Genomic DNA, 11,275 nt, shown 5'->3' with positions numbered 1-11,275 from the left:
CTCGAGGTTGCCGACGACCTTCTCCGCGCTGGCGCGGACCTCCGGCAGCCGCAGGGCCGCGGCCGAGAGCACCGGGTCCCCCTCGACCTTGCTCCGGAAGGTCGGGTCGGCCGCCATCTGCCCCAGGACCGCGTCGATGGTGACGATGTCGGCACGCATCGTCGCCAGGCCCTCGTCGGTGAGGAAGGGAGCCGTCTCCTGGAGCACGTCGTCGCCGGCGCGGCTGGCTGCGAGCTGGGACGTCGCGACGCCCAGGGCCAGGAGGCCCAGCACCACTGCGAGCGCCACCCCGAACGGCAACCGTCTCGCCACGTCGCTCCGTGTCATGGTCGTCAGTATGGCCAGTCGCGCGGCTGGCTTGGGAGAGAAGGCGGCGCTGGCCCTACGCTGGGGCCACTATCCCCGGTTGCTCTGCTGGCACGGGCGGCTGGACTTTGAATCCAGTTTTCGTTGGTTCGATTCCAACCCGGGGAGCCAGGGAGACCGACCCCGGGTCGATCAATTCCCGTTCTGGCTCGCGCAGCGTCTCCTGACGCTAGGGTCCGGTCGTGCTGAGGACTCTTCGACTCCTGCTGCCCCTGCTGCTGCTCCCGCTCGTCGCGGTCGGCGTCACCTCGACGCCGGCGCAGGCGGCCGTTCCGGACGTCTGGGTGAAGTGGGACGAGGGCGACCACTGGATCCGCTCGCTCGACTACGTCACCCCGACCAAGCTGGTGGCGGGCTCGGAGACCGACGGGGTCTTCACGTCCTCGACCGCGGCCGGCCCGTGGACCGACATCAGCGGCGACCTGCCGACGCTCGGCAAGCAGGTGCACGAGGCCAAGGGCCAGGGCGGCCAGATCTTCCTCGCGACCAGTGCCGGCCTCTACCAGGGCAGCGGCAACGGGTCGTGGGACAAGCTCGGGGTCGACGAGTCGACCCCGCAGGGCATGCGCCTGGACCAGGGCGGGGTGCAGTCGATCGTCTTCACGACGGCTGGTTCGACCTCCAACATGGTCGTCAGCACCGCAGGCTCCGGGCGCGACGGCATCTTCTGGTCCTCCGACGGCGGCGTGAAGTGGACGCCGGCGACGGGTATCACCGGTGGTGCCTACTCGCTCACCAAGGGCGCCGGCAGCCTGGTCTACGCCGCCGCGGGCAACGGCTTCTACCTCTCCACCGACAGCGGCAAGAGCTGGACGTTGACCTCCGACGGCATCCCGCCAGGGGAGGCGGGCCTCCGCATCGCGGTCTCCCCGCTCGACCCGTCCGAGCTGATCGCCGCGACCACGAGCAGCGTCTACCGTTCCGACAACGCCGGTCTCACCTGGTACGACGCCACCGGCTCGGGGCCGGGAGCGCTGCTCGCGACCCAGGTGCGCGCCTTCCAGCTGGTGCCGTCGACGTACTGGGGCGGCGGTGAGCCGCGGATCGTCGTCGGCACCAACAGCGGGGTGTGGGCGACCGCCGACGGCGGCGAGCACTGGAGCGAGATGTCGGGCGCCAAGCTCGGCGCGCCCGGTGAGATCTCGATGAAGGACGAGTCGGTGTGGGCGCTCAACATCGGGTTCGGCACGCCCGGGAGCCTCATCGCGGGTACGCAGGGCCACGGCGTCTTCACGCTCCCGCTCTCGGCCGTGGAGTCGCCGGGCTCGATCTCCGCGCCGACCGGCAGCGCCACCCAGGGCTACACCCTGACGGCCAACGACGGGGTGTGGGGCGGCACGGGTCCGTTCCTCTACCGCTACCAGTGGAAGCGGTGCACGACGACGTCCGCGGGCAGCTGCGCCAACATCGCCGGCGAGACCGGTCGGACCTACACGACCACCAGCGCCGACGTCGGCAAGTACCTCCGGGTGGGCGTCCGTGCCCTCAACCTGGTGACGCCGGTGTTCTCGGCCGAGGTCCTCTCCGACGCGATCGGTCCCATCGCGGCGCCCGCCGGTCCCGAGCCGACCCCGCCGCCCGGCTACCCCAAGCTCCTCGACGCGGCCTCGGCGCCGTGGGGCGCGACGTTCACCATCGACCCGAGCGACGACGCCTCCAACCGGTGGCGGTCCAACGGCACGTTCATGGCGACGACGTTCGAGTACCGCTGGTACCGCTGCGACCAGGACCTCGACCCCTGTGCCCAGATCCCGGGTCAGTCGGGCATCTCCTACACGAGCACGGTCGACGACGTCGGCAAGGTCGTCCAGGGGACCGTGGTCGGTCAGATCGGCAGCACCAAGTCGCCCGAGCGGCTGGCCGGCACGTCCGGCTCGGTCTATGAGCGCAAGCCGGTCAACACGGCGAAGCCGCGGGTGATCGGGAAGGCGTACGTCGGCACCAAGCTCCAGTCGACGGCGGGTGCCTGGACCGGGACCGACCCGACCTTCACCCGGCGGTGGTTCCGGTGCAGCGCCGACGGCACCGGCTGCAGCCTCACCAACCCGGTCGGCACCGCGTCGACGTACCTGGTGACCAGCGCCGACCTCGGCTACACGTTCAAGGTCGAGGTCACCGCGACGGTGACCGACCAGTTCCAGAACCGCACCGAGGTCGCGACCTCCGAGAAGTCGGTCAAGGTCACCAACCCGCCGAGCTGCGCGGACCTCGCGGCGGCTGTCGCCACGGCGAAGGCCAACGTCCGGGCGAAGAAGCGGGCACTGGCCAAGGCGCTGGAGACGGGCAACAAGCGGAAGATCAGGATCGCGAAGCGGCGCCTCGCCGCGGCCAAGGCCGCGCTCGTGAAGGCGCAGGAGGCCTACGCAGCCGCGGGATGCTGACCGCCCCATCGGGCGATGTTGCGGAAAACCCTGCCGGAGGTGAACGGCAGGTGGAGACTGCCTGACGTATCCGACATCGCTGGGGGCTCCCATGGCTGAACCGCCGTCCGTCATCGTCAAGGGTCGATCCTTCGACCCCCCGGGCAAGGGGCCCTGGGAGCTGGAGTCGACCCACGGGTCGCGGCCGATGACCCGGATCACGCAAGCCGCGTTCCTGGGCGGCTTCGCCCGCGGGTTCGCCGAGGGCACCGCCAAGTACGGCGTACTGCTGGATCACATGGAGCCCGCCTTCGTGCACTCGTTCCTCTACATCCAGCCCGTCGCCGTGGGCGCGCCGCCCGGTGCGATGGGTCCGCCGCCGAAGCCGGTGCTCCAGGTCGTCAGCCGCATCCACCCGCTCATGCGCAAACGCCACAAGGCCGCCGCGGCGACCTTCGAGGGCAAGCTGTGGCGCAAGGACCTCGAGGAGTGGGACCAGGTCGACAAGCCGGCGGCGATCAAGGCGCACCTGGCGATCCAGGCGGAGGACGTCGGCGCGATGACCGACGCCGAGCTGGCCGACCACGTCGACCGGGTCGCCCGCCACACCACGGAGAGCGCCTACCTCCACCACAAGTTCACGATGGCTGCGTGCGTCCCCGTCGGCGACTTCCTCGCCGGTGCGATGGCCTGGACCGGAGCCGAGGCCGGGACCCTCATGGGGTTGATGCGCGGACGATCGGAGATCTCACGCGGCTTCGCCGCAGCCGAGCTCGACGCGGCGGCCAAGGCACTCGCCACCTCCGAGTCGGCGCAGGCGCTCCTCGCCGGCGGCGGGCCGGCCGGGGACGTCCTCGACGAGCTCGGCGCCCACCCGGAGGTCGGTCGTGAGGTCACCGCCTACCTCGACACGGTCCGCTGGCGCAGCGTGGGCTACGACCTCGGCGACCAGGTCGCCGGCGAGCTCCCGGACGTCCTCGTGGAGTCGCTCCGCACGACCCTCGCGGGAAGCCGCTCGTCGGCTCCCGACGACGCCGAAGCGCTGGCTGCCCTGCGCGAGCGAGTGCCCGCCGAGCACCGTGACGACTTCGACGACCGGCTCGCCGAGGTTCGGTTGATGTATCGGATCCGGGACGAGCGCGCGGTCTACTCCGACGGTTGGGCGACCGGCCTGGCCCGCCGCGCGATGCTCGAGGTGGGGCGTCGGCTGCATGCCGCCGGCACGCTCGACGTCGCCGAGCACGCGGTCGAGCTCGACCCGGCGGAGGCGCGGGCCCTGCTCCTCGGCACCGGCGGTCCGAGCGCCGCAGAGGTCGCGGACCGCTTCGACTGGCGGATGTCGACCACGACCAGCGACGTGCCCGACCATCTCCGGGCGCTGCCCGCCGGGCCGCCGCCGGCCGACTGGCTGCCCGCACCGGCACGTCGTACGGCGCAGGCGATGAACACCTTCCTCGAGAGCCTCTTCGGCGTGCCCGAGACGCCGAACTCGGCCACCGTGCTCAACGGGCTCGCGGTCAACACCGGCGTCTACGAGGGGACGGCGCGCCTGGTCGACGGCGCCGCCGACTTCGGCCGGATCAAGCAGGGCGACGTGCTCGTCACCCGGATGACGTCGCCGTACTTCAACGTGGTGCTGCCGATGCTGGGCGCCATCGTCACCGACCGCGGCGGGCAGCTCTGCCACGCGGCGATCGTGGCGCGGGAGTACGGCATCCCGGGCATCGTCGGCACCCGTGACGCGACCAGCACGATCCCGGACGGCGCGCGGGTCCGGGTCGACGGCTCGACCGGCGAAGTGCGGCTGCTGGAGTGACCAAGGCGCTGCGACCAGAGGTGCTGACCCCGCTGGAGGCCGCGGCCGACGAGGCGACGTACGGCGGCAAGGCGGCCCAGCTGTCCGCTGCGCTCCGCGCCGGGCTGCCGGTGCCCGGTGGATTCGCGCTCGGCTGGGAGTCCGTGCGCGCCGTGGTGGCGGGCTCGGCCGACCTCGGCCCGGTCATGGCGGGGGAGACCTGCGGCCCCTGGGCGGTCCGCTCGAGCGCGGTCGGCGAGGACTCCGCGGGCGCGTCCTTCGCGGGCACCCACCTCAGCGTCCTCGGCGTCGTCGGTGCGGACGCGCTCCTCGACGCCGTCCGGCGCGTGCACGCCTCCGCGCTCGACCCCGGCGCCATCGCCTACCGCGAGCAGCACGACCTCGACCCCGCGCCGCGGATGGCGGTCGTGCTCCAGGAGATGGTGGCGTCCGAGGTGGCGGGCGTCCTCTTCACCCGGCACCCGCTGACCGGCGCGAGCGAACGGCTCATCGAGGCGAGCTGGGGTCTCGGGGAGGTCGTCGTCAGCGGTCAGGTCACCCCGGACCAGTACCGCCTCTCGGCGGACGGCGCGCCGCTCGAGCGCACGCCCGGCGAGAAGGACCTCGCGCTGCTGCTCGGCCCGGACGGCGTCGTCGCCGAGCACGACGTCGAGCCCGGCCTGGTCGAGGCGCTCTGCCTGGACGACGCCCGGCTGGCCGCGCTGCACCGGCTCGCGCTGGCCTGCGACGAGGTCTACGGCGTCCCGGACCACGACATCGAGTTCGCGTTCGTGGGAGAGCGGCTGTACCTGCTGCAGCGCCGGCCGATCACGCATGGCTGAGGCGGCGACGGGCACCGCCTCGGGGACCGGGCGTGGCCTCGCGGGCGCGCTGCTGGCCGCGGCGCTGATGCCGCTCAACTCGACGATGATCGCGGTCGCCGTCCCGTCGATCTCCCGGACGGTCGACCACGACCCGGCCGACGTGACGCAGGCGCTGGTGGCGACCTACCTGATCGCCGCGATCGCGCTCCAGGGCCCGGGAGGCAAGCTCGGCGACCGGCTGGGCCACTGGCGGGTCTGCGCGTTCGGGCAGGCGGTGATCGGGATCGGCGCCGTCGTGGGCTTCCTGGCGCCGAACCTGCCGGTCCTCGCCGGCTCGCGGATCCTGATGGCGACCGGCGGTGCGCTCGCCGTACCGGCCACGGTCGCGCTGCTGCGGCTCGAGCTGCCGCCGGACCGGCGCGGTCGGGCGTTCGGGATGTTCGGCGCGATCATGGCGTCCGCCGCGGCGCTCGGCCCGATCATCGGCGGCGTCCTCGTCGACGCCTTTGGGTGGGAGGCCGTCTTCGTCGCGAACCTGCCCGTGCTCGTGGTCTCGGCGCTGCTCGTCGCGAGCGTGGACCGCACCCGCGACGCCCGCCCCACCGCGGCGTTCGACTGGCCGGGCTCCCTGCTGCTCACCGGGGCGCTGGCGCTGCTCGTGCTCGGGGCCGAGCGGAAGGACGCAGTCGCCGGGGTCCTCGCGTCCGTCGGGCTGGTGCTGATGGTCGGCTTCGTCGTGCGGGAACGGCGCGCCCCGGACCCGGTCATCGCGCTCGACATCTTCCGGGCGCGCGCCTTCACCGCGGGCACCCTCCTCATCTGCCTGCAGAACCTGGTCATGTACGCCCTGCTGTTCGAGCTGCCGCTCGTGCTCGAGCGGCTCTTCGACCTCGGGGCCCGCGAGACCGGGCAGCTGCTCATCTGCCTGATGGTCGCGATGGTGCTGATGTCGCTGGTGGCTGGCCGGTTGACCGACCGGCTGGGGCCGCGGGCACTGGCGGTCTCGGGGTCGCTGATGTGCCTGGCCGGGATGCTGGTCCTCGCTGCCGGCGACCTCGACGTCGCGGGTGAGGTGCGGCTGCCGCTGGTGCTCATGGGGATCGGTCTCGGACTGTGCGGTCCGGCCGCGCAGACGGCGTCGCTGGCGGTCATCGCACCCGGTCAGAGCGGGATGGCTGCAGGTGTCAGCTCGACGATGCGCTACCTCGGCGGGGTCGCGGGCATCGCTCTGCTCGGCCGGGTGGTGGACCTCCAGGGGACGGCGGCCGAGGCGCGCGACTCGCACCACCTGGTCGTCCTGGTCTTCACCGGGGTCCTCGTCCTCGGTCTCGGCTGTGCCGCGCTGCTGCCGGGGCGGACTGCGCAGCCCCCGTCCGCCCCCCTGTCCCGGGAGTGACGGCGCCGCTAGCCTCCGGAGGGTGCACACCGGAACCTGCGACCGCTGCGGGGCGTCGTCCGTCTTCGCCTCTGCCAACTCGCTCTCAGGGCAGTCCAACCACACGACCATGTGGCCGCCGCACCGACCGGAGGTCAAGGGCATCGTCCGCGCCCACCAGGGGCAGGTCTGGCAGTACGTCTGCGTGTCCTGCGGGGTGATGGAGTGGCGGGTCCACGACCCGGCGACGCTCCAGTGGATCGCCGCGAACTGGGTCGCCGTCAGGCCCCCGGAGGCACAGCCTCCGCCCTGATCGGTCAGGCCTCGACGAGGCCGGCCGCGGCGGAACCGTCGGTGAGGGCGGCGAGGCCGAAGGCGGCGACCGGGCCGAGCCCGCCGACGCCCTGCACCTTGCCCGCAGCGGCCGCGATCGCGCCCCAGGCGAGGATGTCGGCGGTGTAGTCGTAGGGGTCGGGGCCCTTCAGCACGGTCGTCGCGAGCGTCTCGCCGGACCGGGCGCGAGCGTGGGCCACGATCGTCACGGCCGCGCCGGCCCGCTCCTCGGCCGACGGGCCGCCCGTGGATCCCTTGACCAGACGGGCGGCCAGGGCTTGGGCGGCTTTCTTCGTGGGGCCGAGCCGTCGTACGGGCGTGGTGAGCAGGGTGGTCGCCCCCATGCCGCGCGCGAGCGCCGGCGGGGCGCCGAGGAACGAGTCGACGTCACGCAGGTGCGGGTAGGACTGGGGGAGGGCGAAGTGCTCGGACCCCGGGACCGACACCGCGGTCATCGTCCGGCCGCCGACGTCGAAGGTCTCCACCCGCCGCCCGGCGCGGACCTGGCGGACCTGCCCGCCGACGTAGGCGAAGCCCTCCTCGAGCAACATGCCGGCGATGGACGCCTTGGTGCCGCCGCTGGTGCCGAAGCCCTTGACGAAGTAGGCGACGTCGAGGCCGGTCGCGACGTCGCCGGCCTTCTCCAACGCCAGCGCGCCGGCGAGGTTGCCCGGGACGAAGTCGAAGCCGAACGCCGACATCAGCGCGGCGTCGTTGGCCGCCGCCACCGAGCCCCACCGCTCGAAGACGGAGCGGAGGAACGGCCCCTCGCCGGTCGAGTCGAGGTAGTGGGCGCCCGCCTCGGCCGCCACCTGCACCGCAGCCTCGCCGAAGCGGAGGAACGGCCCGACCGTGCTGACGAGGACGTCGCCCTTCGCCACGACGGACCGCAGCGCCGCCGGGTCGGTCGCGTCCGCGACCGCCACCTCGAGCCCACCGAGCTCCTCGGCGAGCGCGGTGACCCGGTCCTTGTTGCGGGCGACGAGGACCGGCCGCGCCCCCCGCGCCACGAGCGAGCGGGCCGTCAGGTCACCGGTGTAGCCGGTGGCGCCGAACAGGACGATGCGGGCAGGTTCCGTGGAGTCAGGCACGAGGCGTCAGTCTAGGCAGACCGCCGGTGTCCCGGCCCCTCGCCCGTTCCGGCCTCCCCACCGGGTCGGACCGGGCGCCCTTCGACGCTCGTCGGCGGGACGAGCGAGAGGAATCATCACCTCCGACTACGCGCTCGTACGGATGCGCGGCGCCTGTCGGGTGGTGACCACACCGCTGCAGCTGGCGGCGGCGGGGGGGTCGACGACACCGACGGTGTCGCGCTGAGCGCGGACGAGGACGGTACGCATCGGAGGACCCCCAGGGAGCGGTGGAGAACGGCGCCTCACCCGAAGATCGGCCGTTCGAAACCAGCAGCGCGTCCGTGGTGGCACCTATGCGCCGATCGGATGAAATCCGCCGATACGGTGGGTTTGTGACGAGCATCGTGGAGCACAGCGTCGAGGTCGCCGCACCGGTCGAGGAGGTCTTCGCGTACGTCGACGACTTCTCCAAGACCAAGGAGTGGATGTACGGCCTCCACAAGATCGACCCGGTCACCGAGCAGACCCGTGGGGTGGGCTCGACGTACGACGGCGTCATGAAGATCGGCGTCTCGCTGACCTCCCGGATCCAGTGCACCGGCTGGGAGCAGGACCGTCTCATCGAGATCAGCTCGATCAAGGGCATCAAGAACACCCAGCGCTGGATGTTCACCGACCTGGGTGACGGTCGGACCCGGGTCGACGCCCACATCAGCTACACGCTGCCGGGTGGTCCGGCCGGCAAGGCGATGGCGGCGGCGGTCAAGCCGCTCATCGGCGTCGCGGTCAAGCACACCAGCGACGCGCTGGTCCGTAACGTCGAAGCCCTCTGACCGACCGTCCCCGCGGGGCGGTCGGCCAGAGGGCCGGTCGAAGGGCTCAGCCCTCGCAGGACGTCCGGGTCTCGGCACTGCAGGTGTCGGTGCCCGTGCCCCCGGTGGCGGTGTCGTTGCCGTTGCCGCCGGTGAGGGTGTCCCCGCCGATGCCGCCGAGCAGGGTGTCGTTGCCGCCGGCACCGTTGANCCGTGGAGGGTGCCGCCGCCGGCTCCGCCCGTCAGCGTGTTCGCCTTGGCCGAGCCGGTGAGGGTGTCGGCGGCGTTGCCGCCGATCAGGTTCTCGACGTCGGTGGCGACCCGATCGCCCTCGCCGACGGCTCCGTCGTTAGCGGCCGCGTTGATCGTCACCGTGACCGACGTGGCACGGCCGGCGTAGGTCACCGTGTCGACACCGGACCCGCCGACCAGGTTGTCCGCACCACCGAGCCCGTTGAGGGTGTCGTTGCCGCCCCCGCCGCTGAGCAGGTTCTTCGCGGCCGAGCCGGTGAGCTTGTCGTCGGCCGAGCCGCCGACGAGCTGTTCGACGCTGGCGGTGATCCGGTCGCCCTCGCCGGCCTCGCCGTCGTCGGCCACGTTGTCGAGGTCGGCCGTCACCGAGGCGTTCCGCGCCAGGTAGGTGACCTGGTCACGGCCCGTGCCGCCCACCAGGACGTCGGCACCGAGGCCGCCGTCGAGGACGTCGTTGCCGCCCCGGCCCTCGAGCGTGTTGACACCGCTGTCGCCAGTGAGCTGATCGTCACCGGCTCCACCCAGCAGGCACTCGGTGTCGCTGCTGATCGAGTCGAGCTCGCCGGCCTCGCCGTTGCTGCTGCTGATGCCGATCTTGGCGACGACCTTGGCGGTGCGCTCGACGTAGCTGACGCAGTCGGCCCCGAGCCCGCCGGTGTGCGTGTCGGCGCCGGTGCCGCCCTGGAGGGTGTCGTTGCCTGCGCCGCCGGTGAGGGTGTCGTCGCCGGCCCCGCCGATGAGGACGTTGTCGATGTCGTTGCCGATCAAGGTGTCGCCGGCGGAGCCACCGATCACCCGCTCGACCTCGACGTTGACGATGTCCTGCTCGCCGGCCTCGCCGTTGATCGGGTTGTTGCCGACGGTCACGCTGACCGGTGCCGTGCGGGTCTGGTAGGTCACGGTGTCGAAGCCGTCGTTGCCGGCCAGCAGGTCCTTGCCGAGCCCCCCGTCGATCCGGTCGTCGCCGTCGCTGCCGATGAAGGTCTCGGGACGGTCCGACCCGATCAGCACGTCGTCGTGGTCCGAGCCGTCGACATACTCGATGTCGTCGCTGACCTGGTCGTTCTCTCCGGGCACTCCGTCGTTCGCCACCCCGTCGAGCGTGACGACGACGCCCGCGGTCGACTGGTTGTAGGTCACGATGTCGCGCCCTGGCCCGCCGACGAACGTCTCGGTGCCCGCGCCGCCGGTGAACACGTCGTCGCCCACGCCGCCGTCGACGGTGCCGGGGATGCCCAGGTCGCCCAGGACCACCCGGTCGGCGCCGCCCGCGACCACGATGTTGAAGCCGGTCAGCCCGGTGCGGGGGCAGGTGACCATGTCGATGGCGGGACCGGCGGTACAGCCGTTGCCGGGTACGGGCTGCACCGCCAGGTCGCGCACCAGCACGATGTCGGCTCCGAGCGCCACCTGGAGGGAGTTGGGGCCGTCCTGCGGAGCGGCGACGACGAGCGTGGAACCGCTGATGCCGACGATCGCGTTGGCGGCGGCGTGTGCCGGCGAGGCGGTCAAGGCCAGCCCGGTGCCGGCCGCGCACGTCAGGCCGAGTGCGACGGCAGTGCGGGCCAGGGCTCGCACCGCGTGGTGACGGGGGCGAGCGGTGCGGGGAGCGAGCGCGGACATGGTTTCCTCCGGTCGGGGTGTTGTCGGTGCGACGAGGGTGCCGCGCCGCGCGATGCCGCGACATCGGTGAGACCACCCAGCGCGCTACCCATTTCAGCGAGCGCCGTGGGTGGGTGGGGGCGCCCGTCGGCTCAGGCCAGCCGGTTCTCGACCGCGTACGCCGCCGCGGCGGCCCGGGTCGACACGTCGAGCTTGGTGAGGATGTTGCTGACATGCCGGTCGACGGTGCGCGGCGAGAGGACGAGCTCGTCGGCGATCTCACGGTTGGTCGAGCCGGCCGCCACCCTGCGCAGCACCTCGAGCTCGCGCGGGGACAGGGAGGACTCCGCAGAGGGTGGCGGGGCGGCGGGAGTGCCGGTTGCGGCCATGCCGAGGCGCCGGGCGAGCTCGGCCGCGGCACGCTGCTCGATCTCGGCGAGGGAGGCGTCGCCGGCGGCTCGGTAGGCCTGCGCGGCGAGGGCG

General features: G+C 72.6%; 9 protein-coding genes, 1 tRNA gene and 1 pseudogene. 7 read left to right on the top strand and 4 right to left on the bottom strand.

What is annotated here, in order from left to right; translation table 11 throughout:
* Window positions 1-327, bottom strand: a 327-nt coding sequence (locus H0487_RS19225) for a hypothetical protein (RefSeq protein WP_183095844.1), incomplete at its 3' end; no start/stop codon positions are given.
* A gap of 72 nt (window positions 328-399) precedes the next feature.
* Here H0487_RS19225 and H0487_RS19220 point away from each other — a divergent pair.
* From H0487_RS19220 to H0487_RS19195, 6 genes are all read left to right on the top strand, one after another.
* Window positions 400-477, top strand: a tRNA-Gln gene (locus H0487_RS19220).
* Between the two features lie 71 nt (window positions 478-548).
* Window positions 549-2,747: a WD40/YVTN/BNR-like repeat-containing protein gene (locus H0487_RS19215; RefSeq protein WP_183095843.1), complete on the top strand. Its 2,199-nt coding sequence runs from the start codon at window positions 549-551 to the stop codon at window positions 2,745-2,747.
* Between the two features lie 91 nt (window positions 2,748-2,838).
* Complete coding sequence (locus tag H0487_RS19210) at window positions 2,839-4,542, top strand: PEP-utilizing enzyme (RefSeq protein ID WP_183095842.1); 1,704 nt, start codon at window positions 2,839-2,841, stop codon at window positions 4,540-4,542.
* Window positions 4,539-5,363 carry a PEP/pyruvate-binding domain-containing protein gene (locus H0487_RS19205; protein ID WP_183095841.1) on the top strand — a complete coding sequence of 275 codons (825 nt, stop codon included), beginning with the start codon at window positions 4,539-4,541 and terminating at the stop codon, window positions 5,361-5,363. The genes H0487_RS19210 and H0487_RS19205 overlap by 4 nt, the downstream gene beginning before the upstream one ends.
* On the top strand, window positions 5,356-6,741 hold the full coding sequence (locus H0487_RS19200; protein WP_183095840.1) for an MFS transporter: 1,386 nt from the start codon (window positions 5,356-5,358) through the stop codon (window positions 6,739-6,741). Before H0487_RS19205 ends, H0487_RS19200 begins: the two co-directional genes overlap by 8 nt.
* A 22-nt stretch (window positions 6,742-6,763) precedes the next feature.
* Window positions 6,764-7,033, top strand: a complete 270-nt coding sequence (locus H0487_RS19195; protein ID WP_183095839.1) for a hypothetical protein — start codon at window positions 6,764-6,766, stop codon at window positions 7,031-7,033.
* A gap of 4 nt (window positions 7,034-7,037) precedes the next feature.
* On the opposite strand, the gene H0487_RS19190 is transcribed toward H0487_RS19195, so the two are convergent.
* Entirely contained in the window at window positions 7,038-8,144 is a 1,107-nt protein-coding gene (locus H0487_RS19190) for a saccharopine dehydrogenase family protein (RefSeq protein WP_183095838.1), read from the bottom strand.
* A 335-nt stretch (window positions 8,145-8,479) separates the two neighbouring features.
* On the opposite strand from H0487_RS19190, the gene H0487_RS24495 reads away from it, so the two are divergent.
* Window positions 8,480-8,959: an SRPBCC family protein gene (locus H0487_RS24495; protein WP_376766693.1), complete on the top strand. Its 480-nt coding sequence runs from the start codon at window positions 8,480-8,482 to the stop codon at window positions 8,957-8,959.
* Window positions 8,960-9,352: 393 nt separating this feature from the next.
* On the opposite strand, the pseudogene H0487_RS24485 reads toward H0487_RS24495, so the two are convergent.
* Both H0487_RS24485 and H0487_RS19180 read right to left on the bottom strand, forming a co-directional pair.
* Window positions 9,353-10,510 (bottom strand): annotated as a pseudogene (locus H0487_RS24485) (calcium-binding protein); the annotation flags it as partial.
* Between the two features lie 434 nt (window positions 10,511-10,944).
* Window positions 10,945-11,275, bottom strand: a 331-nt coding sequence (locus H0487_RS19180) for a response regulator transcription factor (RefSeq protein ID WP_183095836.1), incomplete at its 5' end; no start/stop codon positions are given.

It is taken from the genome of Nocardioides stalactiti (assembly GCF_014180715.1).
Classification (GTDB): Bacteria; Actinomycetota; Actinomycetes; order Propionibacteriales; family Nocardioidaceae; genus Nocardioides; species Nocardioides stalactiti.
This window is presented reverse-complemented; position numbering and strand designations above follow the sequence as displayed.